At 56.9% G+C, this 26,255-nt stretch carries 32 protein-coding genes; 17 read left to right on the forward strand and 15 right to left on the reverse strand.

Annotation, left to right across the window (positions count from 1 at the left end):
• Positions 1-27: 27 nt before the first annotated feature.
• Positions 28-1,071 (reverse strand): fructose-asparagine asparaginase, encoded by a 1,044-nt coding sequence (gene fraE / locus KB890_RS04520; RefSeq protein WP_004150784.1) that lies wholly within the window; start codon positions 1,069-1,071, stop codon positions 28-30.
• A gap of 302 nt (positions 1,072-1,373) precedes the next feature.
• Between fraE and KB890_RS04525 the strand changes: the two genes are divergently transcribed.
• Positions 1,374-2,582 (forward strand): HD-GYP domain-containing protein, encoded by a 1,209-nt coding sequence (locus tag KB890_RS04525; protein WP_004140494.1) that lies wholly within the window; start codon positions 1,374-1,376, stop codon positions 2,580-2,582.
• Between the two features lie 73 nt (positions 2,583-2,655).
• Entirely contained in the window at positions 2,656-4,440 is a 1,785-nt protein-coding gene (locus KB890_RS04530) for a sensor domain-containing diguanylate cyclase (RefSeq protein WP_020324097.1), read from the forward strand.
• Positions 4,441-4,446: 6 nt separating this feature from the next.
• On the opposite strand, the gene KB890_RS04535 is transcribed toward KB890_RS04530, so the two are convergent.
• Positions 4,447-5,337, reverse strand: a complete 891-nt coding sequence (locus KB890_RS04535) for a LysR substrate-binding domain-containing protein (protein ID WP_004150788.1) — start codon at positions 5,335-5,337, stop codon at positions 4,447-4,449.
• A gap of 120 nt (positions 5,338-5,457) precedes the next feature.
• On the opposite strand from KB890_RS04535, the gene KB890_RS04540 reads away from it, so the two are divergent.
• Together KB890_RS04540 and KB890_RS04545 are read left to right on the forward strand one after the other, a co-directional pair.
• Complete coding sequence (locus tag KB890_RS04540; RefSeq protein WP_004140497.1) at positions 5,458-6,966, forward strand: UbiD family decarboxylase; 1,509 nt, start codon at positions 5,458-5,460, stop codon at positions 6,964-6,966.
• Positions 6,967-6,999: 33 nt separating this feature from the next.
• Positions 7,000-7,164 carry a hypothetical protein gene (locus tag KB890_RS04545; protein WP_009486509.1) on the forward strand — a complete coding sequence of 55 codons (165 nt, stop codon included), beginning with the start codon at positions 7,000-7,002 and terminating at the stop codon, positions 7,162-7,164.
• Between the two features lie 112 nt (positions 7,165-7,276).
• On the opposite strand, the gene KB890_RS04550 is transcribed toward KB890_RS04545, so the two are convergent.
• The 3 genes from KB890_RS04550 to KB890_RS04560 all read right to left on the reverse strand — a co-directional run bounded on the left by KB890_RS04550 (position 7,277) and on the right by KB890_RS04560 (position 9,212).
• The gene (locus KB890_RS04550) at positions 7,277-7,963 is read right to left on the reverse strand and encodes a KPN_01159 family EAL domain c-di-GMP phosphodiesterase (RefSeq protein ID WP_004150790.1); all 687 of its coding nucleotides are present in this window, start codon (positions 7,961-7,963) and stop codon (positions 7,277-7,279) included.
• Between the two features lie 397 nt (positions 7,964-8,360).
• A complete protein-coding gene (locus tag KB890_RS04555) occupies positions 8,361-8,540 on the reverse strand; it encodes a hypothetical protein (protein ID WP_020324078.1) in 180 nt (59 codons plus the stop codon).
• A gap of 39 nt (positions 8,541-8,579) precedes the next feature.
• The gene (locus tag KB890_RS04560; protein WP_004150791.1) at positions 8,580-9,212 is read right to left on the reverse strand and encodes an ECs1377 family protein; all 633 of its coding nucleotides are present in this window, start codon (positions 9,210-9,212) and stop codon (positions 8,580-8,582) included.
• Between the two features lie 566 nt (positions 9,213-9,778).
• On the opposite strand from KB890_RS04560, the gene KB890_RS04565 reads away from it, so the two are divergent.
• Entirely contained in the window at positions 9,779-9,976 is a 198-nt protein-coding gene (locus tag KB890_RS04565) for a hypothetical protein (RefSeq protein WP_020324075.1), read from the forward strand.
• A gap of 112 nt (positions 9,977-10,088) precedes the next feature.
• On the opposite strand, the gene cydB is transcribed toward KB890_RS04565, so the two are convergent.
• From cydB to KB890_RS04595, 6 genes are all read right to left on the reverse strand, one after another.
• Entirely contained in the window at positions 10,089-11,099 is a 1,011-nt protein-coding gene (gene cydB / locus KB890_RS04570; RefSeq protein ID WP_004140509.1) for a cytochrome d ubiquinol oxidase subunit II, read from the reverse strand.
• Entirely contained in the window at positions 11,096-12,502 is a 1,407-nt protein-coding gene (locus KB890_RS04575; RefSeq protein ID WP_004140511.1) for a cytochrome ubiquinol oxidase subunit I, read from the reverse strand. The genes cydB and KB890_RS04575 overlap by 4 nt, the downstream gene beginning before the upstream one ends.
• A 55-nt stretch (positions 12,503-12,557) precedes the next feature.
• Positions 12,558-13,445: a manganese catalase family protein gene (locus tag KB890_RS04580; protein WP_004179357.1), complete on the reverse strand. Its 888-nt coding sequence runs from the start codon at positions 13,443-13,445 to the stop codon at positions 12,558-12,560.
• Positions 13,446-13,461: 16 nt separating this feature from the next.
• The gene (locus KB890_RS04585; RefSeq protein ID WP_004140514.1) at positions 13,462-13,968 is read right to left on the reverse strand and encodes a ferritin-like domain-containing protein; all 507 of its coding nucleotides are present in this window, start codon (positions 13,966-13,968) and stop codon (positions 13,462-13,464) included.
• A 26-nt stretch (positions 13,969-13,994) separates the two neighbouring features.
• Positions 13,995-14,489 (reverse strand): YciE/YciF ferroxidase family protein, encoded by a 495-nt coding sequence (locus KB890_RS04590; RefSeq protein ID WP_004148027.1) that lies wholly within the window; start codon positions 14,487-14,489, stop codon positions 13,995-13,997.
• Between the two features lie 90 nt (positions 14,490-14,579).
• Positions 14,580-14,765 carry a con-10 family general stress protein gene (locus KB890_RS04595; RefSeq protein ID WP_004150795.1) on the reverse strand — a complete coding sequence of 62 codons (186 nt, stop codon included), beginning with the start codon at positions 14,763-14,765 and terminating at the stop codon, positions 14,580-14,582.
• Positions 14,766-14,984: 219 nt separating this feature from the next.
• Here KB890_RS04595 and KB890_RS04600 point away from each other — a divergent pair, with 219 nt between their 5' ends.
• From KB890_RS04600 to KB890_RS04610, 3 genes are all read left to right on the forward strand, one after another.
• Positions 14,985-15,320, forward strand: coding sequence for a hypothetical protein (locus KB890_RS04600; protein ID WP_022631258.1), 336 nt, complete (start codon positions 14,985-14,987; stop codon positions 15,318-15,320).
• Positions 15,321-15,387: 67 nt separating this feature from the next.
• Positions 15,388-16,581 (forward strand): zinc-dependent alcohol dehydrogenase, encoded by a 1,194-nt coding sequence (locus tag KB890_RS04605; RefSeq protein ID WP_020324096.1) that lies wholly within the window; start codon positions 15,388-15,390, stop codon positions 16,579-16,581.
• Between the two features lie 112 nt (positions 16,582-16,693).
• The gene (locus tag KB890_RS04610; RefSeq protein WP_004140530.1) at positions 16,694-16,921 is read left to right on the forward strand and encodes a DUF1272 domain-containing protein; all 228 of its coding nucleotides are present in this window, start codon (positions 16,694-16,696) and stop codon (positions 16,919-16,921) included.
• A gap of 20 nt (positions 16,922-16,941) precedes the next feature.
• Here the strand turns inward: KB890_RS04610 and KB890_RS27735 are convergent, their stop codons facing one another.
• On the reverse strand, positions 16,942-17,127 hold the full coding sequence (locus KB890_RS27735) for a hypothetical protein (protein ID WP_019704434.1): 186 nt from the start codon (positions 17,125-17,127) through the stop codon (positions 16,942-16,944).
• Here KB890_RS27735 and KB890_RS04615 point away from each other — a divergent pair.
• The 4 genes from KB890_RS04615 (at position 17,075) to KB890_RS04630 (ending at position 18,789) form a co-directional block, all read left to right on the forward strand.
• Positions 17,075-17,251, forward strand: coding sequence for a hypothetical protein (locus KB890_RS04615; protein WP_020805510.1), 177 nt, complete (start codon positions 17,075-17,077; stop codon positions 17,249-17,251). The two genes, KB890_RS27735 and KB890_RS04615, sit on opposite strands and share 53 nt — an antisense overlap.
• Before the next feature lie 119 nt (positions 17,252-17,370).
• Positions 17,371-17,694 (forward strand): antibiotic biosynthesis monooxygenase family protein, encoded by a 324-nt coding sequence (locus KB890_RS04620; protein WP_004150797.1) that lies wholly within the window; start codon positions 17,371-17,373, stop codon positions 17,692-17,694.
• Positions 17,687-18,079, forward strand: a complete 393-nt coding sequence (locus tag KB890_RS04625) for an amino acid-binding protein (protein WP_004150798.1) — start codon at positions 17,687-17,689, stop codon at positions 18,077-18,079. The genes KB890_RS04620 and KB890_RS04625 overlap by 8 nt, the downstream gene beginning before the upstream one ends.
• A complete protein-coding gene (locus KB890_RS04630) occupies positions 18,076-18,789 on the forward strand; it encodes an ArsR/SmtB family transcription factor (RefSeq protein WP_020324087.1) in 714 nt (237 codons plus the stop codon). Before KB890_RS04625 ends, KB890_RS04630 begins: the two co-directional genes overlap by 4 nt.
• A 272-nt stretch (positions 18,790-19,061) precedes the next feature.
• Here the strand turns inward: KB890_RS04630 and icd are convergent, their stop codons facing one another.
• Entirely contained in the window at positions 19,062-20,312 is a 1,251-nt protein-coding gene (gene icd / locus KB890_RS04635; protein WP_004150800.1) for an NADP-dependent isocitrate dehydrogenase, read from the reverse strand.
• A gap of 240 nt (positions 20,313-20,552) precedes the next feature.
• Here icd and rluE point away from each other — a divergent pair, with 240 nt between their 5' ends.
• Genes rluE through purB form a run of 5 tightly spaced genes read left to right on the forward strand, consistent with a single transcriptional unit; the run spans position 20,553 to position 24,911 of the window.
• Positions 20,553-21,203 (forward strand): 23S rRNA pseudouridine(2457) synthase RluE, encoded by a 651-nt coding sequence (rluE, locus tag KB890_RS04640; RefSeq protein ID WP_004150801.1) that lies wholly within the window; start codon positions 20,553-20,555, stop codon positions 21,201-21,203.
• Between the two features lie 16 nt (positions 21,204-21,219).
• Positions 21,220-21,678: an NUDIX hydrolase gene (locus tag KB890_RS04645; protein WP_004150802.1), complete on the forward strand. Its 459-nt coding sequence runs from the start codon at positions 21,220-21,222 to the stop codon at positions 21,676-21,678.
• Positions 21,679-21,734: 56 nt separating this feature from the next.
• A complete protein-coding gene (gene mnmA / locus KB890_RS04650) occupies positions 21,735-22,841 on the forward strand; it encodes a tRNA 2-thiouridine(34) synthase MnmA (protein WP_004150803.1) in 1,107 nt (368 codons plus the stop codon).
• A 54-nt stretch (positions 22,842-22,895) separates the two neighbouring features.
• Positions 22,896-23,537: a high frequency lysogenization protein HflD gene (gene hflD, locus KB890_RS04655; RefSeq protein ID WP_004140557.1), complete on the forward strand. Its 642-nt coding sequence runs from the start codon at positions 22,896-22,898 to the stop codon at positions 23,535-23,537.
• 3 nt (positions 23,538-23,540) lie between these two features.
• Positions 23,541-24,911, forward strand: coding sequence for an adenylosuccinate lyase (purB, locus tag KB890_RS04660; protein WP_004150804.1), 1,371 nt, complete (start codon positions 23,541-23,543; stop codon positions 24,909-24,911).
• A gap of 54 nt (positions 24,912-24,965) precedes the next feature.
• Here the strand turns inward: purB and KB890_RS04665 are convergent, their stop codons facing one another.
• Positions 24,966-25,328 carry a cupin domain-containing protein gene (locus KB890_RS04665; protein WP_019705568.1) on the reverse strand — a complete coding sequence of 121 codons (363 nt, stop codon included), beginning with the start codon at positions 25,326-25,328 and terminating at the stop codon, positions 24,966-24,968.
• A gap of 83 nt (positions 25,329-25,411) precedes the next feature.
• The gene (locus KB890_RS04670) at positions 25,412-26,218 is read right to left on the reverse strand and encodes an AraC family transcriptional regulator (RefSeq protein WP_004179353.1); all 807 of its coding nucleotides are present in this window, start codon (positions 26,216-26,218) and stop codon (positions 25,412-25,414) included.
• Between the last annotated feature and the right edge of the window lie 37 nt (positions 26,219-26,255).

Consider the following 26,255-nt stretch of genomic DNA (forward strand, 5'->3'; position numbering starts at 1 on the left):
TGTGAACAACGCCCTCGCCGCAGAGGATCAGTAGGTATGGAAATATTGCTGAATCAGCTGCGGATCTTTAGTCTGCGTCAACGCGGTCATCAGCAGTATACGCGCTTTTGCCGGGTTGAGGGAGTCGGCCACCAGCCCGGGCTGGCTGTCATCCGGCGGTACGACGCCGCTGCCGGTACGGGAGGCTCGCACCACCACGATGCCCGCCTGCTGCGCTTTTTTGATACCGGCGGCGCTACGTACCGACACCGACCCCGCCCCGGTTCCGGCGTAGATAATACCGTCGGCATGATGGGCGATCGCCGCATCGTACATATACTCCGGATCGTCCTGGTAACCATAAATAATCACCACCTTCGGCAGAACCTTCAGCTGACGCACATCGAACACCGAGCGCAGCGTGTGAATTTTATCCACCCGCGTCTCGAACTGGGGTTTTCCGCCCACCACGACACCAAGATAGCCCTCCTCGGGCGCCCGGAAGGTATCCAGCGAAGTGGCATTAGTTTTGGTGACAAAGCGCGCCGCGCCGATGCGGTCGTTAAGCACCACCATTACCCCGCGTCCCCGGGCATCAGGATCGGCGGCGACCGTGACCGCTTCCAGCAGGTTCATCGGCCCGTCGGCGCTGATCGCCGTCGCCGGGCGCATCGCCGCGGTAAAGACCACCGGCTTGTTGCTTTTCACCGTCAGATTGAGGAAATACGGGGTTTCATCCAGCGTGTCCGTGCCATGGGTGATCACCACGCCATCGACATCGTCCCGAGCCAATAGCGCATTCACCCGCTTCGAGAGCTGGAGAATAATATCGCTGGTCATATTCTCACTGCCAATATTGGCCACCTGCTCGCCCTCGACGTGAGCGATTTTACTCATTTCCGGCACGGCGTTAATCAGCGTCTGCACCCCAATCGCCCCGGCTTTATAGCCGGTTGTTTGGGTATTGCTGGCCGCCGAACCAGCAATCGTTCCGCCGGTGGCTAAAATAACAATATGCGGAAGACGCGTCTCGCTAAACGCCAGGCTGCTCATCGTCAATAACGCAATGGCAAGTAATGCTCTAAAATTCATACAGGTCACTCCCTTCATAGACATTAATCAAACTTACGCTTGCTTAATGCAAAGGGCTTGCCAGAATTCATTTCTTTTCTGGGGGGGAAATGGTTAACTATCAGACAATAATAAGGTTCTTAGGACGATATCGCCCAACTCTGGTGCACCACTGGATCTGAAACGGGCAGAGCTATGAACCAAAACATTCTGAGGATTTACCTGTTCAGCAACACACAACACGCATTGCGATCAGATTATCGACACTTCCGTCACCGGCGAGAGCATTTTTGCCCGCCAGGTCACGCGAACGGAGAACAGAGATGCGTATTGCCCTGAAGTCGGCCCTGATGCTGACCACCAGAGTCATCCAGATCATTAACCCTGAACTGCACCGGCATATGCAACGAACGGCCTTAATCGCCCTGACGCTGGCGCAAAGGCTGGAACTGCCTGACGAACGGCAGCAGACCATTTTTTGCGCCGCGCTGCTGCACGATATCGGCGTGCTGGGGGATAAACGCACCATTCATTCGCTGGATGCTATCGATAATATCCACGACCCGCATCAGCGCCAGGGTGTGGCGATGCTGGAGGGATTAGCGACCTTCCAGCCCATCGTTCCCTTTATTCGCGATCACCATTTTAGCCCGAACCACCGGGGCTCCCGCGAACAGCACATTGTCTATTTCGCTGATGCCTTTGAACGGCTGCTGCCGGCCGATAGCCACGTTGCCGCCTGGCCCACGCGGGCGGTGGTGGAACAGTTCGTCGCTTTGCATCGGGAGATCGATCCGCCGCTCTGCGATATCCTGTGCGAGGTCGCTGAAAATGCGAACTTCTGGCAGCACCTTCACCCCGGCCATATTCAGCGGCTGCTGGAGATTATTGGCCCCATCAACACGCGCTATCTGGATATTCACGGTCTGAAGGATGTCTGCCTGCTGATTGCCAAAATCGTCGACACCTACAGCAGCTTTACCGCCACCCATAGCATCATGGTGGGGGAAATCGCCCGCCAGCTTGCCCGCTGGATGCAGCTGCCGGAGCCCACCTGCCAGCAAATACAGATAGCCGGCTATCTACACGATATTGGCAAGGTCTATATCCCACTCTCCATTCTCGAAAAAGAGGGCGAGCTGGATGATGAGGAGCTGAGTCAGGTGCGGGAGCACAGCTACATGACCGGCGAACTTCTCAGCGACTATAGCGAGCTCGGCGACATCATTAACTGGGCCTCGAATCATCATGAAAAAATGGACGGCAGCGGCTACCCTCTGCATCTCGAAAAGGAGCACCTGACCCTCGCCGACCGGATTATCTCCATCGCCGATATTTTCACCGCGCTGACCGAAGATCGCCCTTATCGTAAAGGGATGGCCTGGCAGGAAGCCTTACAGATTATGGAAGCGGATGTTATAAATGGCGCTCTGGATAGCGATGTCTTCCTCGTTTTGCGCCACCATGCGGAAACGCTACACGCCATCATTCTTCAGACCCTTGCCCCTCTGCATAGCGAGCGCCGCCTCTGAAGCGGGCCGCCGTCGTGGCGGGGGCGGAGTTCTATAATCAAAACAGCTTCATCTGCATGCAAGGAAATTCACGGTGAGAATCGCCACCATCACTAACTGGGCTTACGGGATCACCGTTGGCCTGACGCTGGCTTCCGGGAGCGCTATGCTCATGGCCTCCAGCGCCGACCGCGTCGAACGCCAGGCGGTACAGCAGCGCCAGGTCTTTGATACCCTCTCCGACGAGGTGGAAAACGACGCCTGGGCGCTGTCTGACCTCGCCCGGCTGTACGTGATAAAGCCTTCGCCGGAGACGCTTACGCAATATCAGCAGCTGCAGCAGACCGACAAGAGCATAGAGCAGCGGCTGGGCGGCCTGAAAGATAACGGCGCCAGCCGCGAGGAGCTGGCGCTGCTCCAGGATGGCCTGCGGATCGCCAATGAGCTACAGGATGAACAGCAGGCGGCCCTGGCGCATGTCGCTCGCGGCGATGCGCCAGCGGCCATCGCGGTGCTGTACGGCACCGCGTACGAGACTGAACTGGAGCGCATGCAGACGCAGATCGATCGCTTCCGCCAGATGCTTGAGCATCGCGCCGCCGTCGCTATCGACCAGGCCACCGAGCGCTCGCGGATCTGGCGTACGCTGTCGGAAATCATGGTCGGCCTGACCGCCCTGATGTTTTTGTTCGTCCTCGGCTTCATTCTCAAACGCCGGGTGCTCTACCCGGTGGTTCGCCTGAGCGACGTGGTCCAGCGTCTCGCCTCCCAGGATTATGCGGTAGAGACGCCGCACTTTACCCAGGTGGATGAGATTGGTGACATGGCTCAGGCGATCCGCATTTTTCGCGAGAACGGCCTGGCCCGTCAGCGGCTGGAGCAGCAGCGCGACGCCGACTGGGCGATCCGCGAGCTGCTGGCGCGTATGACTCAGCGGCTGCAGGGCTGTGAAACCATTGAGGATGTGATTAAGGTGGCGGAGCGGTTTGCGCCGAATATCGCCCCGACGATCCCCGGTAAACTGTATGTTCTGGATACCGACCCCTGGCAGATGCGCTGCGTGGCGCAGTGGCTGTCACCCGCCGGTGAGACGACGCCCTTTTCTCCCGACGACTGCTGGGCGATACGGCGGGGACTCAGCCATCCGCCGGTGCAGGGCGAGCCCGATATCACCTGCTATCATCTGCCGGAGACGCACGCCGGCCAGCCGCTCTGCGTACCGCTCATCGCCCAGGGCGAAGCCATTGGCCTGCTGACCTTCCAGAACGTTACCGCCGGTGACGCTCCTTCCCGGGCCTATCTCGAGCTGATGGCGGAAGCGTTGGGCCTGGCGCTGGCCAATCAGCGTTTGCGCAGCGCCCTGCTGGAAAAAGCGCTGTTCGATTCCCTGACCGGCCTGCGTAACCGCCATCATCTTGACGAAGCGCTGCATTCGCAGATGGCGCTGGCGGTCCATACCCATACTCCGCTGAGCTGTCTGATGATCGACATCGATCATTTTAAAACCATCAATGATCGCTATGGCCATGAGGCTGGGGATCTGGTGATTAAGAGCGTTGCGACCATTGTGCAGCGCGCGGTGCGCGATATCGGCATGGCTTTCCGCTACGGGGGCGAGGAGTTTTTAGTGCTGCTCCCCGGGATTGACGAAGCCGGGGCGCACCAGTGCGCCAGCGAGATCTACACCCAGGTGCGCAATATGACGCTGCGCGATGGTCTGACCGAGATAGGCCAGGTGGATGTGTCGATTGGCATCGCCAGCTACCCGCAGCACACCCAAAGCGATAGTCTGCTGCGCGCGGCGGATGCCGCGCTGTACCGGGCGAAAGAACTGGGCCGCTCAAGGATTGTCAGCTTTGGCCGCCTGAAGACCAGCTAACCGGGACTATCGCTCAGCGGTATTAAGCAGCGAGATAACTTTCCTTACCACCGCCGAACGAATATGGCGGTGGTAAACCATGCTCAGCTCACTCTCCGCCAGCCGATCCTGGAGATCGATATACACCACGTTATCAAGGCGTAAGGCCCGCGCCGAGAGCGGAACCAACGCCACTCCCACCCCGGCGGAGACCAGGCTAATCATCGAGGTAACGTCGTTAATCCGCTGCGCCACCTGCGGCGTAAAGCCCGCGACGCGACAGGCATCCATAAAAACCTGCTCCAGTCCGGTGCCCTGCGGATCGTCAAGCGAGATCCAGTTGTCAGTGCGCAATGAGGCCAGATTAAGCGCGCCCACGCCGGCCAGCGGATGCTGTTGATAGAGCGCCAGGCAGAGCTTTTCACGTACAAACGGCCTGACCACCAGCGCGTCCGGCGGCGAGGCCAGCGGCGCGCGGATGATGGCGATATCCAGACGCAGATCCAACAGCGCTTCGTAGAGCATTTGCACATCCCCCTGCACCAGCGACAGCTCAATCCCCGGCCAGTCGGCGCGCAGCCGGCGCAGGAGCCCCGGCAGTTTACTGTCGTACATCGCGCTGGAGACATACCCCAAATGCAGCCTCCCCTGCTCGCCCCGCGCGGTGCGCTGGGCGTCCAGCACCGCCTGATCGGCCATTTCCAGCGCCAGCCGCGTCTTGTGTAAAAAGGCCTCGCCCGCGGCGGTCAGAGTCAGACGGCGGTTTGCGCGGGAAAAGAGCACCACGCCCAGGCGCTGCTCAAGCTGCTTAATCTGCTGACTGAGGGCGGGCTGGGCGATATGTAACCGCTCCGCCGCCCGGTGCATATGCAACTCTTCGGCAACGACCACAAAATGGCGTAACGCTCGCAAGGACATGGTCGGACTCCTCCCTACAAATTGATAAGAAAAAGCTTATCAATAAAGCATAAATGATGCAATTGATAACCATTAGCCTGCGAAGCATACTGTGCGCATCGATACGCTAAGGAGAACATCATGACCGCACCGATTCAGGATCTGCGCGACGCCATCGCGCTGCTGCAACAGCATGACAATCAGTATCTCGAAACCGATCATCCGGTTGACCCTAACGCCGAGCTGGCCGGTGTTTATCGCCATATCGGCGCGGGCGGCACCGTGAAGCGCCCCACCCGCATCGGGCCGGCGATGATGTTTAACAATATTAAGGGTTATCCACACTCGCGCATTCTGGTGGGTATGCACGCCAGCCGCCAGCGGGCCGCGCTGCTGCTGGGCTGCGAAGCCTCGCAGCTGGCCCTTGAAGTGGGTAAGGCGGTGAAAAAACCGGTCGCGCCGGTGGTCGTCCCGGCCAGCAGCGCCCCCTGCCAGGAACAGATCTTTCTGGCCGACGATCCGGATTTTGATTTGCGCACCCTGCTTCCGGCGCCCACCAACACCCCTATCGACGCCGGCCCCTTCTTCTGCCTGGGCCTGGCGCTGGCCAGCGATCCCGACGACGCCTCGCTGACCGACGTCACCATCCACCGCTTGTGCGTTCAGGGCCGGGATGAGCTGTCGATGTTTCTTGCCGCCGGCCGCCATATCGAAGTGTTTCGCCAGAAGGCCGAGGCCGCCGGCAAACCGCTGCCGATAACCATCAATATGGGTCTCGATCCGGCCATCTATATTGGCGCCTGCTTCGAAGCCCCTACCACGCCGTTCGGCTATAACGAGCTGGGCGTCGCCGGCGCGCTGCGTCAACGTCCGGTGGAGCTGGTTCAGGGCGTCAGCGTCCCGGAGAAAGCCATCGCCCGCGCCGAGATCGTTATCGAAGGTGAGCTGTTGCCTGGCGTGCGCGTCAGAGAGGATCAGCACACCAATAGCGGCCACGCGATGCCGGAATTTCCTGGCTACTGCGGCGGCGCTAATCCGTCGCTGCCGGTAATCAAAGTCAAAGCAGTGACCATGCGAAACAATGCGATTCTGCAGACCCTGGTGGGACCGGGGGAAGAGCATACCACCCTCGCCGGCCTGCCAACGGAAGCCAGTATCTGGAATGCCGTCGAGGCCGCCATTCCGGGCTTTTTACAAAATGTCTACGCCCACACCGCGGGTGGCGGTAAGTTCCTCGGGATCCTGCAGGTGAAAAAACGTCAACCCGCCGATGAAGGCCGGCAGGGGCAGGCCGCGCTGCTGGCGCTGGCAACCTATTCCGAGCTAAAAAATATTATTCTGGTTGATGAAGATGTCGACATCTTTGACAGCGACGATATCCTGTGGGCGATGACCACCCGCATGCAGGGGGACGTCAGCATTACGACAATCCCCGGCATTCGCGGTCACCAGCTGGATCCGTCCCAGACGCCGGAATACAGCCCGTCGATCCGTGGAAATGGCATCAGCTGCAAGACCATTTTTGACTGCACGGTCCCCTGGGCACTGAAATCGCACTTTGAGCGCGCGCCGTTTGCCGACGTCGATCCGCGCCCGTTTGCACCGGAGTATTTCGCCCGGCTGGAAAAAAACCAGGGTAGCGCAAAATAAGCAATAGCCGCCGGTAAACGGCGGCATTTTTCCATGCCGCGCGATCCTGAGCGGATGGCGCAGGCAGGATTAATTGATCGCAGCGGCGAGATCTTTTTTCACCAGCTCGCGCAGCTCAGAAATCAGCTCCTGGCTTACGTCGAAATGGCGATCGGGGCGTTACGCATGGGGGTATTTACAGGGAATGATCCTTCATAAAAAAGAGAGGCGCTTATCACTGCGCTAATAAAGACTATCAGTAGCAAAGGGGGAATTTAAAACTGGAAAATAAAAGAATAGCAGGTAACCGAAACCAGCCCCCGGTCGACCCTCAACCGCAAAGAAAAATATATTCTTCCTTCCAGTAGCGGCCCTGACCTATGATGTCCCCGGCAGAAGTGATTAACCGTTTTTGCTTTTCGGTTTCGATACCCTCAACGATCACATGGCCGGTCAGGGTATGAATAGACTGCAACAGACCGGGCAAAGCGGGGTCGTTTTCTTTATCCCAGAAGTAATCCTTATCCACTTTGACGCAATCGAAGCGGAATCTCTCCAGCAGCGGGAAGGAGGTTCGCCCGCGACCAAAATCATCCAGCCAGACCGGACAAAGCGCCGCCAGCGTGCTTAGCGCCGTCAGCTCGCGGCCGGCGATAAACTCATGAAAATTCTCATTTATCTCCAAAGCAATATGCTTACACGAGCGCAGAAAATCGCAGAGATAGCGGTCCGTCAGAATAAAATGGCTTAATAAATCATCGATATTGAGCGAGATCGGCTTATTATCGACCAGGGAAAAATCAAATACGGAAAGCAACTCGATTTGTCGGGTAAATAGTGCAAGCTTATCGCTTTCGGTAAGCGTGGAGAAAGAAAACGCGGGCGCTGAGGCGTTATTTCGCGCGGGTGCTATAATATCTTTAGTGAGCAATTCCCACGAGTGGCAGCTGCCATCATCGCTAATAGCGGGCTCCAGTACGAAGCGATAGGAGGTATTTTTCGCGTTTTCTTCAACCATTTAAAAAATACCAAAAATAAGAAAGGGTTAAAGCATGTCATATATTTACCGCCAACAAAAATAGTTTAAAATGATCGATAAGAAACATTCGATAGCTAAAAACTATCAACATATAATTTATTGATCGGTAAAGTGAATTAATATAAATTAGCCACCGCTGTCGCATGCGTTTAGACAACAATTAAAATATTGTTTCAAACCAGCCAGTTACATGACGAGCCGCATCCAGTCGTAGCCACATTACGCTTTTCCCCGGCGGCAAAAAAAAGCGTGGTGTAATAAAAATCAAAAATACAAGCCGCCAGTTTTCGTCCTCTCGTATGCCAAAAGATGAATAATCTCTGGCCCAACGCAACCGCTTGCCAATAATAAAAACGCTGCCCCGGTCAACGAAACGTCATACTTTACCGCTACCTTGCTGGCAGAACAGGCGCAGCGGATAAAGGGCAGTGAAAAGAAAATACATGGTTCCACTGGCGCTAATGCTCCTCATGCTCATCGCCAGCGCATGGCTGGAACCGGCCCCGCGGCCTATCGCCAGAGGGCTGTGCGTCTGGTTCGACCGGGCAATGGTCAACTGTCTGCAGAGGCAACGGCTGGGCGAAAGGTCGCCGATTCACTCGCTGGCCAGGCGGTAAACGGGCACTCGTCGGGTGGTATTGAACAAATTGTCGCTGACCTCCACCTCCGTCGTGACAATCGCCATGCCGGACCGGCGCAACTGCGCGATGTCCGCCGCCACTCGCTGACTGCCGAACCAGAACAGGGCGTCGAGAGCGGTGACCGGCAGGCCGGCGTTCAGCGCCTGGCGGAGCCGCTCCCGGGCCGGCTTTATCTCCCGGGCAATCTGCTGATACGGGGCCGCCGTCAGCCCGGTTGCATCGACGCGACGAATGCGGTTTGCCAGGCGGTAATGAAAGGCTTCCGGTACAGCCTGTAAATCCTGTTTCAAACTATAGACGCAGCCGTAACGTTTGCCGTTGAAAACGGCGGCTTTACGGCTAAGCTGCAATGTCTCACGAACATCGGCGATTAGCTGCGGCGCGCGCACCAGCAGCAGGCGAAAAGGCAGCTCGAAGCTGGTGACATAGTCGACGTTCAGTAACGCAATGCGCAGGCGCTCCTCTGCCCCGGCCCGCAGCTGACGACACTCCAGGTATACTTCGCGCCACTGCTCCCGGAGCCGTGGCGTCTCACCGGCTTCGGTAAACTGGTATTTTTCAATATCGTAATCAATTCTCCCGGCCACCGCGCATTCCTTTCTGAATCAGTCCGCGGGTTATATTATCATCCTCCGACGCCGTCCCCTATGCCCAACGCCGCTGTCGTTGTCGATTATTTACGATAAAGATAACGGGTGATGATCACATCAAGAACAAACAGCAGGAAGATAACGCTGCTTAACCATAATAAGCCTGCGAATAAATCAAGTAATTGCATCGTTGTTCCCTCGCCGTTGGCCCTAAAAAAGACGCTCCATCACCATAAAGTAGTTAACAACCACCTTACCAGCCACAGAATAAAATTATTTAGCACGATGCCATCCCGAGCCCGGACAGATTCATTTTATTGTCATTAATTTGTCATCAAAAAATGTCTATCATCAACCGGCGCCGCAGGGTCGTCTCTGCCGTCATGGTATGGCGGACAACGCGTCGCCACGCGGTTTAACAACACGGAATAACCTCGCCCTGCCTCATTCTTACTGTCATTGCATAATTTTATATCAGGCACGTTTGTCATCCTGCTGAATAATCCGTAAAAGCGCCGTAAGCAATAAAACCCCTGCAGATTGGTTTACCATGGAGAAATAAGATGCCTAGAGAAAAAGCCCGCAGCCTTGACCATTTCTATGAATTACTGGCGACAGGACAACACCCGAAGATTGAACTCGATTTTGATGTCGCCGCGGACGATTTTTTTAAAATCGCCACCGAGTTTGGCGATATTGGCGCGAGGATCACCCGGGTTAACGAACGATTTATTATTAAGATCAAGCCGCCGAAGGCATAAACACCCGGCCCGAGTCGTTGCAGCAGATCACCGGTTTGTGCGCATCCCTCTCGGTCATCCCTGACCGGACGGCGCGACGCGCCGGTCAATCAGCAGCCCGCCTGTTGGCCTCTCAGTGATAGCCCTCGCTACCGGAGACTTTGCCGCGAAAGACGTAGTAGCTCCAGGCGGTATACATCAGGATCACCGGGATAATGAGCAGCGCCCCCGGCAGCATAAATACCTGGCTGGACGGCGGCGCAGCGGCATCCCACAGAGAGATATGCGGTGGGATAATGTTCGGCCAGACGCTGATCCCCAACCCGCTGAAGCCGAGGAAAATCAGGCCCAGCGTCAGGATAAAGGGACGGGCGTGGCTGGCGGGGCGCGCGCTCAGGCGCCAGATCCACAGGCTCAGAGCCAACACCAGAATCGGCACCGGCACGAACCAGAAGAAATTGGGCAGCGTAAACCAGCGTTCCGCCACGTAGCGCCAGCCCAACGGCGTCCAGACGCTGACCACCGCGATCACAGCCATCAGCGCCAGCAGTACCTTGCGGGTCAGCTCGCGCATCCGCTGCTGCAGCGCGCCTTCGCTTTTCATAATCAACCACGTGGTGCCCAGCAGCAGATAGGCCACCACCAGCCCCAGACCGCAGAACAGATTGAAAGGGGTAAGCCAGTCCAGCGTCGAACCGGCGAAGCGGCGGTCAGCCACCGCAAAGCCGTTGATAAACGCGCCGACGACAATCCCCTGGCTGAAGGTCGCCAACAGCGAGCCGCCGGCAAAGGCATAGTCCCAGAAGATGCGATGCGAGGGAACCGCTTTAAAACGAAATTCAAAGGCCACGCCGCGAAAAATCAGGCCGATGAGCATCGCCGTCAGCGGGATAACCAGCGCATCGGTGATCACCGCATAGGCCAGCGGAAAGGCGCCGAACAACCCTGCCCCGCCGAGCACCAGCCAGGTTTCGTTACCATCCCAGACGGGGGCGACGCTGTTGACCATCACATCGCGCTCTTCGCCATCATGCACCACGCTGAAGAGCATCCCAATACCTAAATCGAAACCATCCATCACGATATACATCAGCGTGGCGAAGACAATGATGACAAACCAAATCACCGAGATATCGATGCTCATGATGCGTTCTCCTCATCACGCACCGGCTCAGCCGCTGAGAGCGGACGCGCCGGGGTGCCTGCGGTTTGCGAGGTCAGCTCCGTCACCGGCTGCGGCCCTTTTTTGATAAGCCGGAAAATGTAGTAATACCCCACGCCAAACACGGCGCAGTAAACCACGATAAATACCAGCAGGCTGATGGCCATCTGCAGGGTGCTGTGCAACGACACCGCATCCCGCGTGCGCAACAACCCGTATATCACCCACGGCTGGCGGCCCATCTCGGTGGTCACCCACCCGGCGACCAGGGCAATAAGACCGGCGGGCCCCATACAGAGCGCAAACCACTGGAAGGGACGCGAGTGGTACAGCCGCCGCCGATAGCGCAGCCAGGCGCTGCAGATCCCTAAGGCGATCATCAACACGCCCATCCCGACCATGATGCGAAACGACCAGAAGACGGCGGGCGAATAGGGTCGGTCCTCTTTCGGGAAGTCTTTCAGGGCCGGCACCTGCTTATGCAGGCTGTGGGTAAGGATCAGGCTACCGAGAGCGGGGATCTCCAGACCATAGCGGGTCCGCTCCTGCTCCATGTCCGGCAGGCCAAACAGCAGCAGCGGCGTGGCCTCGCCGGGGCGATTTTCCCAGTGCCCTTCGATGGCCGCGATCTTCGCCGGCTGATGCTCAAGGGTGTTAAGACCATGCATATCCCCCACCACCGCCTGGATCGGCGCCACCAGCAGCGCCATCCACATCGCCATCGACAGCATTTTGCGGATGGCCGGCGAGTCGTTGCCGCGCAGAAGATGCCACGCGGCAGACGCCCCGACGAACATGGCGCTACTGAGAAACGCGGCTATCGCCATATGGAACAAGCGATACGGAAAAGAGGGATTAAAGATAATCGCCAGCCAGTCCTGCGGGATGAGATGGCCATTTTCGATGATAAAACCCTGCGGCGTCTGCATCCAGCTATTGGAGGCAAGGATCCAGAAGGTAGAGACCAACGTGCCAAGCGCCACCATGCAGGTGGTAAAAAAATGCAGCGCTGGCGGCACTTTATTCCAGCCAAACAGCATCACCCCGAGGAATCCCGCTTCAAGGAAGAAGGCGGTCAGCACTTCGTACAGCAGCAGCGGGCCGGTAATACTGCCAGCGAACTGGGAAAATCCGCTCCAGTTGGTGCCGAACTGATAGGACATGACTAATCCGGAGACTACGCCCATGCCAAAATTGACGGCAAAAATTTTCAGCCAGAAATTGTAGAGTGAACGCCAGACATTATCCCGGGTTCGCAGCCACATCCCCTCAAGCACCACAAGGTAGCTGGCAAGGCCGATGGTGATGGCCGGAAAGAGGATATGGAAGGATACGGTAAAGGCGAATTGCAATCGGGCCAGATGAAACGCGTCGAATTCAAACATATTCCACACCCATCATTGTGAATCGCCCCGACCGCAGCCGGGGCTCATGCGAACATCACTTAGCTGATGATGAAGTGTTTTGCTTCCCGGCGCCGAGTTCGGCGCCGGTCAAAGGATCGCCCTGCGGGTCAGACTGCGTTCGCTTCAGCATCGCTTTGCACAGCGCTTCCTGCTCTGGCGTCAGGCCGACAGAAGCACTGCCATCTCCGCCGTCTACGCCCGGCTGTGGATCCTTGACATAATCGAAGTGTTTGTCACTGTTCCAGCTGCCGCGTACTTCTCCACCTTCAGACATATTGTAGTAGGTGTTAGCGTACTCGCTAATGGGCGGCAGTTTGCCCGGTGGATAGTTGTTGCGAATCGACTGCAAGGCCTTCTCAAAAGAGAGCTGATGCGCCGCTTCGCGGGTCATCAGGAAGGCCAGCGCGTCTTTCACGCCAGGATCGTCGGTCACGTTGATCAGGCGTTCATAGACGATCTTCGCCCTCGCCTCCGCCGCGACATTCGACCGCAGGTCGGCGGTGGGTTCGCCGATAGTATCAATGTAGGCCGCCGTCCACGGCACGCCCGCCGAGTTGGTCAGCGGGGTACCGCCGCCGTACAGCAGGGATGTAATATGGCTGTCATTGCCGTTGGCGGTGAGCGAACGATAGAGTTCCGCCTCGCTCTCGGTGCCCTCCGCCAGGGCTCCTTTGGCGCCTTTATTCAGCATGCCGACCAAAGTGCCAATGATCTCCAGATGGCTCAACTCCTCTGTCGCGATATCCATCAGCATATCTTTGCGGCCGGGATCGTCATCGCTTAATCCCTGGGTGAAATAACGACACGCGGCGGCCAGCTCGCCCTGAGGGCCGCCAAACTGTTCGAGCAGTAAATTCGCGAGCCCCGGATTCGGTTCAGCAACGCGTACGGTATACTGCAGTTGTTTCACATGACGAAACATAGGCCTGCCTCCTGGGTTATTTTTTCGCTTCTACGCCGTCAGCATCTGAACGCAGGAGAAACTGCTCCGTGGTCTGAGGAATATGTTTAATCAGCCAGTCGGCCATTTCCCGCTCTTCCGCCAGGATGGCTTCAATGGCTGGGATGGAGGCGGTATCGCCCGCTTTTTCAGCGGCCGCCAGCAGAGAGGTATAGCAGGCGATTTCAAACTGCTCGAAAACGTACCCGCTGATCGAGCCTTTGACGATTTCATCGGAAGGAAACATCCCGCCGATGGACTGGCCGAGAGCCGCCATTTTACTCATCGAATCTTTAATCACCGAGCGCGAAATCTCATTGCGGTCGAGGATCTCTTCCAGCACGGTAATTTGCCGTTTGGTCTCGTTAACATGCTGTTCGATTCTGGCACGGAGATCCGGATAATTATCGATACGGCCAGCCATTGATTCCAGCATGGACTCTGCCTGTTTTTCCATGGCATGCGCATCTCGTAGCCAGTCATGGTAATGTTCAACGTGATTCATCGTGATTTCCTCGTGTCAGGGAGAGTTTATTTTTCCGCTTTCTTATTAATATTACCTACCGCCAGATCGGTTAATTTCACATCGGTTTGTTTTTCTTCTTCCAGGGTTTCGGCAAGCAGTTTGGCTGCTTTTTTATAGCCCAACTGCTCTGCCAGGGTGACCAGAGTACCGTAACTGGCAATTTCGTAATGCTCGACCTTTTGCGCAGCGGCAATTAATGCAGCATCACGTACCTCATTTTTTTCCGTGCTCTCAACGACTTCATTAGCTTCTTCGATTAATCCTTCCATGGCCACGCATTTCATGCGTTTGATTTTCAGGTTGGATTCCTGTTCAATAATCTGGTCGATACGTTCGATCTGGCCCTGGGTTTCTTCAAGATGAGCATTGAACGCCGCGCTGAGTTTTTCACTGGACGCCGCTCTGGCTAGTTTAGCCAGCCCGCGGGTTAATTGTTTCTCTGCGCTGTAGGTATCTGAGAGCAGGTGAATAAATACATCTTCAATGCTTTTCATATTCATAGAAATACCTTCTGGAGTCAGAAAATAACTGCGAGTCTGTGACAGACTCGCAGGAGATACTTTCACTTCAGGGTGCAAGGAAAAGGATAATCAGGAATTATCGGACTTGCGGCCACCACCGTGGCTATTCTGTCCGCCTTTTTTACCCGCTTCGGACGCACGCTGCGGATCATTTTTAAAGTTCCCGCCGCTGTGCTGACCACCTTTACGACCTGCTTCAGAAGCTTTTTCACGGTCTTCAGCAAAATTACCGGAACCACCACGATGCTCTGCCATATTTCACCTCATGTATATCGGTTATGTCAGTACGATACGAAAATATTCCGTATCACTCGTCGTTCGATATTTAAATCTAGCGGGCAATGCTGGTTAGTCAAATTATTATTCCGTTTTTTCGACACCTTTTAGCAGTAATTCGGAATAATTCTACAAGACACCTGAAAAATAACCAGACGGCACCTTGCCGCTAACTCACTGTGTTCAGGGAAATAATGTATGCAGATCACCTCTGCGGCAAAGAATTATCTATACCGGAGGATTACTACCGTTGGGTTATATAACGAAGCGGCAGCATTGCCCTTTGCCAGACTGAAATTCAGAATTTTTCCTGGTTTTACGGATAAAAAAAAGCCGCTGGGGAAGCGGCTAGCAAACAAAATGGAGCGAATATCATGCCCGGTTAATACTGGCACACATAAGGGCAATAGGCAAATAACTCGAACAGACCAGCCGGGAAATAAGCGAAGCGTGGAATATATTCAGCTCCTGGAATATCACGCAGTTCCATTATTAGTACTCTACGCTTTATTTTTTACGATGATTTATCGGTGACGATAGCAGCCGTTCACCAGGCCGAAGAACCGCATGCTGTCAACCTTTCTCTCGAGGAGAATATTCTATGAAAGCACTCACTTATCACGGCCCGCATCATGTCAGCGTCGACAACATGCCTGACCCGGCCCTTGAGGCAGCGGACGATATTATTCTGCGCGTCACCGCGACAGCGATTTGCGGTTCCGATCTGCATCTGTACCGCGGAAAGATCCCCGGCACGCACCATGGTGATATTTTCGGCCATGAATTTATGGGGGAAGTGGTGGAAGCCGGTTCCGAGGTCACCGCGGTCCGCAAAGGCGACCGGGTGGTTATCCCGTTTGTCATCGCCTGCGGAGACTGCTTCTTTTGTCGCTTGCAGCAGTATGCCGCCTGCGAAAGCACCAATAGCGGCCAGGGAGCGACGCTCAATCGAAAAGGCATTTCGCCACCGGCGGCGCTGTTTGGCTATAGCGATTTGTACGGCGGGATCCCGGGCGGCCAGGCGGAATATGTACGGGTCCCCAAAGCCAATACCGGACCGTTTAAAGTGCCAGACACCTTACCCGATGAAAAGGTGCTGTTTCTGTCAGATATTCTGCCCACCGCCTGGCAGGCGGTTAAAAACGCCGAGGTCAAACCCGGCAGTAGCGTGGCTATTTTTGGCGCCGGCCCGGTAGGCCTGCTCTGCGCCTCCTGCGCCAGGCTCAATGGCGCAGAACAGATATTTATCATCGATCATAACGATTACCGACTCGATTTCGCGCAACAACGCTATGGCGCGATCCCGATAAACTTTGACCACCATGACGATCCTGCGCAGTGGATTATCGATAACACGCCGGGCCATCGCGGCGTCGACTCGGTGATCGACGCCGTGGGCTTCGAGGCGAAAGGTAGCCTTACGGAAACCGTCCTCAGCACCCTGAAAATCGAGGGGAGCAGCGGAAAAGCCCTGCGCCAGTGCATCGCCGCCGTGCGCCGCGGCGGCATCGTCAGCGTACCCGGGGTTTACGCCGGTTTCATCCACGGCTTTATGTTTGGCGATGCCTTTGATAAAGGACTGACCTTCAGGATGGGACAAACCCACGTCCACGCCTGGCTGCCGGATCTGCTGGCGCTTATTGAGCAAGGGCTGCTTACCCCGGAGGAGATTGTCACTCACCATATGCCGCTGGAGGAGGCCGCGCGCGGCTATCAGATCTTTGAGAAACGTGAAGAGGCGTGCCGCAAAGTGATCCTCGTACCGGGAATGCAGCCCGGGAAAGCGACCCTCTGAGAAGGCGATTACCGCGCAAGGAAATTCTCGGCGGACCGATCGCGGCATGATATAAACATAGCGTGCTTTGGCCCGCCGTCGCTGATATAGCCGTTCACCAGAGGAGAAGTTGATGCTCGAGTTACGTCCGAATTGCGAATGCTGTGATAAAGATCTGCCGCCAGACTCACCCGAGGCGTTTATCTGTTCGTTCGAGTGCACCTTTTGCCGGGACTGCATGACGACGCGACTGAACGGACATTGCCCGAACTGCGGCGGCGAACTGGTGCGGCGCCCTGTGCGTCCCGAAGAGGCGCTGCGGCGCCACCCCGCCTCCACCCTGCGCCGCCATGCACAGTAGGCGAGACGCAGGTCTCCCGGCTAAGGTAAAAATTCACGCCCGAGGAGAGCGCGGAGCCTGAAGGCGTGACCGGTGGCAGACAACGTGCTCTTTCGATTATCGCCCGGCGGCGCTTCGCTAGTCCGGGCGAGCGTTTCCGGGTTCATATTCTGCATGTCAGTAAAACGGCTTTCCCGCCCGTACTGCCCGTCGGCGATCGCTTTCATCGATAGCCGCAGCCGTCAGGGTTTATCCCCCCACATCGCGATTTCACTAAAACTCAGCCAGCCCTGTGCGCTCAGGCTGCCGTATCGCATGGCTGGCGTTCTTTTTTATTCACCATCGCAATAACGCCTGGGAGCATTTCCGTTGCAATCGTTGATCTCCTGCCTGGCATATTTCGCTGCATACCGAAGCTTCCTGCTCTGGCCGTCAGTAGACTGCCGGGAAATTCACCATGGAGCAGAGTTATGATTGCGGTACTTTTTGAGGCCGACGCCTTACCACAAGCACAGGAAAGATATCTTCAGCTGGCGGCCGGGCTGACGCCTTTGCTATCAGACACGCCGGGGTTTATTGCCATCGAGCGCTTTCAGAGCCTGAGTACGCCCGGCAAAATACTCTCGTTATCCTGGTGGGAAGATGAAGCCTCGGTGGCCAACTGGCAGCAAAATGAGCGGCATCTGGCTGCCCAGCGCGAAGGCAAAGCATCGATTTTTTCATACTACAGAATACGCGTCGCCCGCGTGTTCCGGGATTACGCATCGGATCGGGGAGCACAGTCGGATGTATGACATTCACGTGATTCTCAGCAACTCGCCGGGCTCGCTTGGCGCAATGGGTATGGCGCTGGGTAACAACGGCGTGGGGCTCGAAGGCGGTGGCGTATTCACCACGCCTGATGCCGGACATGCGCATTTTCTGGTGGAAGACGGTGAGACAGCCCGCAGGGTGCTGACCGAGGCCGGCTTTACGGTCAGCAATGTATGCCGTCCTCTGATACGAAAGTTACCTCAGGAACGTCCTGGGGAACTGGGAGACATCGCGGACACCCTGGCCCATAATGGTATTAATATTCTGGTACAGTACAGCGACCACCGTAACCGGCTCATTCTCCTTACCGATGATGACGCCCGGGCAGCGGAAGTGACCAAAAAATGGGCCATACTTTCTGAATGAATCTCCTGAAACCGCAGCAAGACAGTGAGCCAGAGGAGGCGCTGGAAACCGCTATGGCGATGGTGGCCTCCGCCCTCTCTGACTCGTCAAGGGTCAGTATTCTCTGCGCGCTGATGGACGGGCGCGCATGGACGGCAACCGAACTCAGTACGGTCGCCGAGGTGTCCGCCTCCACCACCAGCGGCCATCTTGCCCGGCTGCTCAGCAACGGACTGGTGGTGTGTCTCGCGCAGGGGCGCCACCGCTATTACCGCCTGGCGGGCTCGCATATTGCCGGGCTGCTGGAAAACCTGATGGGCGTCTCTATGCAAGCGCATAAGACGCTTCTCCCCAGCACGCCGGTTAATCTTCGCTACGCCCGGACCTGCTACGATCATCTGGCGGGCGAGCTGGCGGTCAATATTTATGAATTTATGCTGAGGGAAAAATGGCTGGCGGCAGATGGCCTGGCCCTGACGTCAGCCGGTAAAACCCAGCTTGAACGCCTTGGCGCAGTGTTTAACGCCCGCCCACGGCGTAAGCCCTGCTGCCCCTGTCTCGACTGGAGCGAAAGACGTTTTCATCTGGGCGGCGATGCCGGTTCGTCGCTAATGACGCTGTTCCTGCAAAAAGGATGGATAACCCGCGCGCCGGGATATCGGGAAGTACAAGTGACGGATAGCGGCAGAGCGGCGCTGTCCCGGCTGTTTAATCTGAAAGTGAGCGGATAGCCTGAGTTTAGGCTACAGCACATATTCGCCGAACGGCCCCGGTTTAAGCCGGTCGGGCCATCAGTATGACGCCTGGCGTGCAATCCGTTTTCATGCGAGCTCTTACGGCAAATGGATCTCTCCCTGTCATGAGGTATATAGCTTTGTTGAACGTTGCGCTGCGGGACATTCGCCATCGCCTAATGCTTCAAGCGTCCGGCAGAATAATTGCCTGAAGGCGAAAAAAAGCGGGAGCCCATCGGCTCCCGCTTTTACTTAATCCACCAACGGGATTACATGTTCGCGATAATCGCGTCGCCAAACTCGCTACATTTCAGCAGTTTAGCGCCTTCCATCAGACGTTCGAAGTCATAGGTCACGGTCTTGGCGGCGATAGCGCCTTCCATGCCTTTAACGATCAGGTCTGCGGCTTCGAACCACTGCATGTGGCGCAGCATCATCTCTGCGGACAGGATGATGGAGCCCGGGTTCACTTTGTCCTGGCCGGCATACTTCGGCGCAGTACCGTGAGTCGCTTCGAACAGCGCGCACTCGTCACCGATGTTGGCGCCCGGGGCGATACCGATACCGCCAACCTGCGCCGCCAGGGCGTCAGAGATATAGTCGCCGTTCAGGTTCATACAGGCGATAACGTCGTATTCCGCCGGACGCAGCAGGATCTGCTGCAGGAACGCATCGGCGATCACGTCTTTCACCACGATCTCTTTGCCGGTGTTCGGGTTCTTGATTTTCACCCAAGGACCGCCGTCGATCAGCTCGCCGCCGAACTCTTCGCGAGCCAGCTGGTAGCCCCAGTCTTTGAACGCGCCTTCGGTGAACTTCATGATGTTGCCTTTGTGCACCAGAGTGACGGAATCACGATCGTTGGTGATCGCGTATTCAATCGCGGCGCGCACCAGGCGTTTGGTGCCTTCTTCAGAGCACGGCTTGATGCCGATGCCGCAATGTTCCGGGAAGCGAATTTTCTTCACACCCATCTCATCGCGCAGGAATTTGATCACTTTGTCTGCTTCCGCAGAGTCGGCTTTCCACTCGATACCCGCATAGATATCTTCTGAGTTTTCACGGAAGATAACCATGTCGGTCAGTTCCGGGTGTTTAACCGGGCTCGGGGTGCCCTGGTAGTAACGTACCGGACGCAGGCAGACGTAAAGATCCAGCTCCTGGCGCAGCGCCACGTTCAGAGAACGAATGCCGCCGCCGACTGGGGTGGTCAGAGGACCTTTGATAGCAACGCGGTAGTCACGAATCAGATCGAGGGTTTCAGCTGGCAGCCAGACGTCCTGGCCATAGACGTGGGTTGATTTCTCACCGGTGTAAACTTCCATCCAGGAAATTTTACGCTCGCCCTTATAGGCTTTCTCAACGGCGGCATCAACCACTTTCAGCATCGCTGGGGTAACGTCAACGCCGATACCGTCACCTTCAATGAACGGGATAATCGGATTGTGAGGGACGTTCAGTTTGCCGTTTTGCAGGGTGATTTTTTGACCTTCCGCCGGAACTACTACTTTGCTTTCCATTAACCTCTCCTTCGAGCGCTTCTGGTTCTGCTCTTCCCTCTTCACGCGAGCCTGGTGTTGGCTGAGTCGGCCAGCTTCGGCGTACCGGGTCTTCCCGCTAACCGGAGCTATCGCGTCCGTGTCGCCTTCCTGCCTGTAGTGCGAATCGGTTTGAGCAATTTTTTGTTAATAATTTGTAATGAGCATGTCAATACTACCTGAATGTTTGCGTCCATGAAAGGCATTCGTAATTAGGCTATAATGCGGCAATTGATAAAGCCTGAAAATACCATGCAGAAAACTTCATTTAGAAAACATCGCGTTGAGCGATTCAGCACACAACAAGTCACCAGACAACGTAAAGAACGCCAGCCAAAAACTGTGATCTTGTTCAATAAACCCTATGATGTGTTGCCGCAATTTACCGACGAGGCCGGGCGCAGCACGCTGAAAGATTTTATTCCGGTGGCGGGCGTTTACGCCGCAGGTCGGCTCGATCGCGACAGCGAAGGCCTGCTGGTGCTGACCAACGACGGCGCGCTGCAGGCGAAGCTGACCCAGCCGGGTAAGCGCACCGGCAAGATCTACTATGTTCAGGTGGAAGGCGAACCCACGCCCGAGGCGCTGACCGCCTTGCGCGACGGCGTCACCCTTAACGACGGCCCCACCCTGCCTGCCGGCGTAGAACTTGTCGAGGAGCCCGTCTGGCTGTGGCCGCGCAACCCGCCGATTCGTGAGCGCAAATCGATTCCCACCCGCTGGTTGAAAATCACGCTCTACGAGGGACGCAACCGCCAGGTGCGCCGGATGACCGCCCACGTCGGCTTCCCCACCCTGCGGCTGATCCGCTACGCCATGGGCGGCTATACCCTCGACGGACTGGCCAACGGCGACTGGCGCAAAGCCGAATAACTGAAAAGGAAAAGCGATGTTTAAACCTCATGTCACCGTTGCCTGCGTGGTTCACGCCCAGGATAAATTTCTCATCGTCGAAGAAACCATTAACGGCAAAGCGCTGTGGAACCAGCCGGCCGGCCATCTCGAGGCCAATGAAACGCTGCTGCAGGCCGCCGAACGTGAACTGTGGGAAGAGACCGGCATTCGCGCCACGCCGCAGCACTTCATCCGCATGCATCAGTGGTTGGCTCCCGATAACACCCCGTTTCTGCGCTTCCTGTTCGCCATCGAACTTAGCGATCTGTGCGCCACTGAACCGCACGACAGCGATATCGATCGCTGCCTGTGGCTCAGTGCTGAGGAAATTCTTAACGCGCCGAACCTGCGCTCGCCGCTGGTTGCCGAAAGCATTCGCTGCTACCTGCAGGACCCGCGGCAGCCGCTGTCGCTGATTGGCGCATTTAACTGGCCGTTCACAGGGGGTGAATGAACGGTGAGCGCGTGCTAGAATACGCCGCCTCGAAGTTCAATGTAGCGAGTATTTCCATGTCAGAAAGCCAGAAAAAAGTGATCGTCGGCATGTCCGGCGGCGTCGACTCCTCGGTCTCCGCGTACCTGCTGCTGCAGCAAGGGTATAAGGTGGAAGGCCTGTTCATGAAGAACTGGGAGGAAGACGACGGCGAGGAATACTGCACCGCCGCCGCCGACCTTGCCGATGCGCAAGCGGTCTGCGATAAGCTGGGCATTGAACTGCACACCGTTAACTTTGCCGCCGAATATTGGGATAACGTCTTTGAGCTCTTCCTGGAAGAGTACAAAGCCGGCCGCACGCCGAACCCGGATATTCTGTGCAATAAAGAGATCAAGTTTAAAGCCTTCCTCGAGTTTGCTGCCGAAGACCTCGGCGCCGACTACATCGCCACCGGGCACTATGTGCGCCGCGCCGATGTCGACGGTAAAAGCCAGCTGCTGCGCGGCCTCGACGGCAACAAAGATCAGAGCTACTTCCTCTACACCCTTAGCCACGAGCAGATTGCCCAGAGCCTGTTCCCGGTGGGTGAGCTGGAAAAACCGCAGGTGCGTAAGATCGCCGAAGAGCTGGATCTGATCACCGCGAAGAAAAAAGATTCCACCGGCATCTGCTTTATCGGCGAGCGTAAATTCCGCGATTTCCTTGGCCGCTATCTGCCGGCGCAGCCGGGCAAAATCCTCACCGTCGACGGCGAGGAGATCGGTACTCATCAGGGGCTGATGTACCACACCCTGGGCCAGCGTAAAGGGCTGGGTATCGGCGGCACCAAAGAGGGTAGTGAAGATCCATGGTACGTGGTCGATAAAGACGTTGAGAATAATATTCTTATCGTCGCCCAGGGCCATGACCACCCGCGCCTGATGTCCGTCGGTCTGATTGCCCAACAGCTGCACTGGGTAAACCGTGAACCGCTGCAGGGCACCCTGCGCTGCACGGTGAAAACCCGCTATCGCCAGACCGATATCCCCTGCACCGTTACCGCGCTGGATGAAGACCGTATCGAAGTCCGCTTCGATGAGCCGGTCGCGGCGGTGACCCCGGGCCAGTCCGCAGTGTTCTATTTAGGGGAAGTGTGCCTCGGCGGCGGAATTATTGAACAACGACTGCCTCTGCAGTCCTGAACGCGCGTTATTTCCGCCGGGACGAACCGCCCTGGCGGCTGACAAGGAGTATGTGTGGCGAAGAATTACTATGACATCACCCTGGCGCTGGCTGGCGTTTGCCAGGCGGCGCGACTGGTTCAGCAACTGGCGCATCAGGGACATTGCGACAGCGATGCCCTGCATGTGTCGCTGAACAGCATCATCGACCTCGATCCTGAGTCGACGCTGGCGGTGTTCGGTGGCAGTGAAGCCAATCTTCGCCTCGGTCTTGAAACGCTGCTCGGGGTGCTCAATACCAGCAGCCGTCAGGGCCTCAATGCGGAACTCACCCGCTATACCCTGAGCCTGATGGTGCTGGAGCGCAAGCTCGCCGCCAGTAAAGGGGCGATGGACACGCTCGGCAACCGCATCGCCGGCCTGCACCGTCAGCTGGAACACTTTGACCTGCAGTCCGAAACGCTGCTCAGCGCCATGGCGGGCATCTATGTCGATGTGATAAGCCCGCTGGGGCCGCGTATTCAGGTGACCGGCTCCCCTGCCGTGCTGCAAAGCCCGCAGGTGCAGGCGAAAGTTCGCTCAGCGCTGCTGGCGGGTATTCGCGCCGCGGTGCTCTGGCATCAGGTGGGCGGCGGACGTCTGCAGCTTATGTTTTCCCGTAATCGTCTGGTTAACCAGGCAAAGCAAATTCTTGCTCATTTAACCCCGGAGTTGTGATCTATGGAATTATCCTCACTGACCGCCGTTTCCCCTGTAGACGGCCGCTACGGCGATAAAGTCAGCGCGCTGCGCGGTATCTTCAGCGAATTCGGTTTGCTGAAATTCCGCGTTCAGGTGGAAGTACGTTGGCTGCAAAAACTGGCCGCCCACGCAGCGATCAAGGAAGTTCCTGCTTTTGCTGCCGACGCAAACGGTTTCCTTGATAAAATCGTCGCCGATTTCAGCGTTGAAGACGCGGAGCGCATCAAAACCATCGAGCGCACCACTAACCACGACGTGAAAGCGGTAGAGTATTTCCTGAAAGAGAAAGTCGCTGACATCGCCGAGCTGCACGCGGTATCAGAGTTTATTCACTTCGCCTGTACGTCTGAAGACATCAATAACCTCTCCCACGCGCTGATGCTGAAAACCGCCCGCGACGAAGTGGTTCTGCCTTACTGGCGCAAACTGATTGACGCGGTAAAAGATCTGGCGACCCAGTACCGCGATGTGCCGCTGCTCTCCCGTACCCACGGCCAGCCGGCAACGCCGTCCACCATGGGTAAAGAGATGGCGAACGTCGCCTACCGTATGGAGCGGCAGTATCGTCAGCTGAACCAGGTGGAAATCCTCGGTAAAATCAACGGCGCGGTGGGTAACTACAACGCCCACATCGCCGCCTACCCGGAAGTCGACTGGCATCAGTTCAGCGAAGAGTTCGTTACCTCGCTGGGTATTCAGTGGAACCCGTACACCACGCAGATCGAGCCGCATGACTATATCGCTGAGCTGTTTGACTGCATCGCGCGCTTCAACACCATTCTGATCGACTTCGATCGCGACGTGTGGGGCTATATCGCGCTCAACCACTTCAAACAGAAAACCATCGCCGGGGAAATCGGCTCCTCCACCATGCCGCACAAGGTGAACCCAATTGACTTCGAAAACTCCGAAGGCAATCTCGGCCTGGCCAATGCGGTCATGCAGCACCTGGCCAGCAAACTGCCGGTTTCCCGCTGGCAGCGCGACCTGACCGACTCCACCGTTCTGCGTAACCTCGGCGTGGGCATCGGCTATGCGCTGATCGCCTATCAGTCCACCCTCAAAGGGATCAGCAAGCTGGAGCTGAACCAGGATCGCCTGCTGGACGAACTGGATCACAACTGGGAAGTACTGGCTGAGCCGATCCAGACCGTGATGCGTCGTTACGGTATCGAAAAACCTTACGAGAAGCTGAAAGAGCTGACCCGCGGCAAACGCGTGGACGCGGAAGGGATGAAGCAGTTTATTGACAGCCTCGCCCTGCCGGAAGAGGAAAAAGTGCGTCTCAAAGCGATGACCCCGGCCAACTATATCGGTCGGGCAACCACCATGGTTGACGAGCTGAAGTAATCGCCCTGCCCCTCTTTCCGCCGGAAAGAGGGGCGTTTTATCGCCGGAAAGCGATCAGATCCAAACGTCGTTCACCGCCGTCCGCTCGCCGCCTTCGTGGCCGGTATTCAACACCCCGCGCGGCTCAATCAGCATCAGCTTCGCTTCCGTCTCCGCCGAGGTCTTATGTTCCACCCCGCGCGGCACGACGATCATCTCCCCGGCCTTCACCAGCACATGCCCGTCGCGGAAGTCCACGCGCAATACCCCCTCCACCACCATCAATGTCTCATCGGTTTCCGGGTGGCTGTGCCAGATAAAATCGCCGACGATGCGCACGATCTTGAACTGATAGTCGTTCATCTCAGCCACCACTTTGGGCTGCCATTGTTCGCTGAACAGGGAAAATTTCTGAGCAAGATTAACGAGTTGATACATGGGCTGTCTCCTTGTGATAAAGGCAGTCAGCATAGTTCGCCTCGCCGCGGTCACGCTTGAACGATTGTGCAACCTGAACCGCGCTAGCCGCGGATCGCCCGCAGCCAGCGGCCCGGAGAGAGACCAAAGCGGCTGATAAACTGGCGCGTCATGTGGCTCTGATCGGCAAAGCCCGCGTCGGCGGCAATATCCACCAGACGTTCCCCGGCGCGCATCCGCTGGCGGCAAAAATCGAGCCGGCGCATCATGACGTAGCGCCACGGGCTGGTGCCGTACAGCGTTCTGAAATCCCGGCTCAGGCTCCAGCGGTCCCGGCCGCTGACCTGCGACAGGGTGTCGAGGGTCATATCCTGCATAAAACAGGCATGAATATACTCCCGGGCCCTCTCCGCCGCCTGATAATCAAACGCCTGGCGACGGGAACGTTGGCCGCCGACAACGGCCAGGGTCTGCGCCAGGTCGTACAGAGCATCCTCTTCCTCCAGCGGCTCGAAGGTATCCGTGACCGCTTTCAACAGCGGCTGCGCGGCGCGACGTAGCCGTGGATCCGCCGACAGGCCGTCGGGGATAAACGGTAGTGGCCTGCCGCCGAGTATCTTCTGGATCAGCGCCGGTTCGATATAAACCATACGGTAGTGAAACCCCGCCTCGGTGCCCGCCTCGCCATCGTGTATTTCGTCCGGATGAAGCACCATCGTTCCGCCGGGCAGGCTGTGCTGGAGTCCGCCGCGATAGTGAAAGCTCTGCACGCCGGCGATCGTCTGGCCGATGGCGTAGGTATCATGCCGGTGCGGTTCGTAGCCGTGGCCGCCGAAGAAGGCTTCGATGCGTTCCGTCCGGCTGGGCGATTGCGCCAGCCTGACCCAGTCCGCGCTCTGCTGCTGAGACATAATGGATAACCTGCGACGTTCTTGAGGGGTTATTCCA

The organism is Klebsiella sp. P1954 (genome assembly GCF_018199955.1).
Lineage (GTDB): Bacteria > Pseudomonadota > Gammaproteobacteria > Enterobacterales > Enterobacteriaceae > Klebsiella > Klebsiella pneumoniae.

Coding starts and splice junctions, on each gene's coding strand:
- KB890_RS04625 (WP_004150798.1), top strand. CDS start 17,687: ATGTATGACATTCACGTGATTCTCAGCAACTCGCCGGGCTCGCTTGGC.
- KB890_RS04670 (WP_004179353.1), bottom strand. CDS start 26,218: ATGTCTCAGCAGCAGAGCGCGGACTGGGTCAGGCTGGCGCAATCGCCC.
- KB890_RS04585 (WP_004140514.1), bottom strand. CDS start 13,968: ATGAATCACGTTGAACATTACCATGACTGGCTACGAGATGCGCATGCC.
- KB890_RS04595 (WP_004150795.1), bottom strand. CDS start 14,765: ATGGCAGAGCATCGTGGTGGTTCCGGTAATTTTGCTGAAGACCGTGAA.
- KB890_RS04645 (WP_004150802.1), top strand. CDS start 21,220: ATGTTTAAACCTCATGTCACCGTTGCCTGCGTGGTTCACGCCCAGGAT.
- mnmA (WP_004150803.1), top strand. CDS start 21,735: ATGTCAGAAAGCCAGAAAAAAGTGATCGTCGGCATGTCCGGCGGCGTC.
- KB890_RS04550 (WP_004150790.1), bottom strand. CDS start 7,963: ATGGTTGAAGAAAACGCGAAAAATACCTCCTATCGCTTCGTACTGGAG.
- KB890_RS04590 (WP_004148027.1), bottom strand. CDS start 14,489: ATGAATATGAAAAGCATTGAAGATGTATTTATTCACCTGCTCTCAGAT.
- cydB (WP_004140509.1), bottom strand. CDS start 11,099: ATGAGCATCGATATCTCGGTGATTTGGTTTGTCATCATTGTCTTCGCC.
- KB890_RS04665 (WP_019705568.1), bottom strand. CDS start 25,328: ATGTATCAACTCGTTAATCTTGCTCAGAAATTTTCCCTGTTCAGCGAA.
- KB890_RS04615 (WP_020805510.1), top strand. CDS start 17,075: ATGTCAGTAAAACGGCTTTCCCGCCCGTACTGCCCGTCGGCGATCGCT.
- KB890_RS04600 (WP_022631258.1), top strand. CDS start 14,985: ATGCAGATCACCTCTGCGGCAAAGAATTATCTATACCGGAGGATTACT.
- KB890_RS04575 (WP_004140511.1), bottom strand. CDS start 12,502: ATGTTTGAATTCGACGCGTTTCATCTGGCCCGATTGCAATTCGCCTTT.
- KB890_RS04540 (WP_004140497.1), top strand. CDS start 5,458: ATGACCGCACCGATTCAGGATCTGCGCGACGCCATCGCGCTGCTGCAA.
- KB890_RS04545 (WP_009486509.1), top strand. CDS start 7,000: ATGCCGCGCGATCCTGAGCGGATGGCGCAGGCAGGATTAATTGATCGC.
- KB890_RS04535 (WP_004150788.1), bottom strand. CDS start 5,337: ATGTCCTTGCGAGCGTTACGCCATTTTGTGGTCGTTGCCGAAGAGTTG.
- icd (WP_004150800.1), bottom strand. CDS start 20,312: ATGGAAAGCAAAGTAGTAGTTCCGGCGGAAGGTCAAAAAATCACCCTG.
- purB (WP_004150804.1), top strand. CDS start 23,541: ATGGAATTATCCTCACTGACCGCCGTTTCCCCTGTAGACGGCCGCTAC.
- KB890_RS04525 (WP_004140494.1), top strand. CDS start 1,374: ATGCGTATTGCCCTGAAGTCGGCCCTGATGCTGACCACCAGAGTCATC.
- KB890_RS04620 (WP_004150797.1), top strand. CDS start 17,371: ATGATTGCGGTACTTTTTGAGGCCGACGCCTTACCACAAGCACAGGAA.
- KB890_RS04610 (WP_004140530.1), top strand. CDS start 16,694: ATGCTCGAGTTACGTCCGAATTGCGAATGCTGTGATAAAGATCTGCCG.
- KB890_RS04630 (WP_020324087.1), top strand. CDS start 18,076: ATGAATCTCCTGAAACCGCAGCAAGACAGTGAGCCAGAGGAGGCGCTG.
- KB890_RS04580 (WP_004179357.1), bottom strand. CDS start 13,445: ATGTTTCGTCATGTGAAACAACTGCAGTATACCGTACGCGTTGCTGAA.
- KB890_RS04565 (WP_020324075.1), top strand. CDS start 9,779: ATGCCTAGAGAAAAAGCCCGCAGCCTTGACCATTTCTATGAATTACTG.
- fraE (WP_004150784.1), bottom strand. CDS start 1,071: ATGAATTTTAGAGCATTACTTGCCATTGCGTTATTGACGATGAGCAGC.
- KB890_RS04605 (WP_020324096.1), top strand. CDS start 15,388: ATGAAAGCACTCACTTATCACGGCCCGCATCATGTCAGCGTCGACAAC.
- rluE (WP_004150801.1), top strand. CDS start 20,553: ATGCGGCAATTGATAAAGCCTGAAAATACCATGCAGAAAACTTCATTT.
- KB890_RS27735 (WP_019704434.1), bottom strand. CDS start 17,127: ATGAAAGCGATCGCCGACGGGCAGTACGGGCGGGAAAGCCGTTTTACT.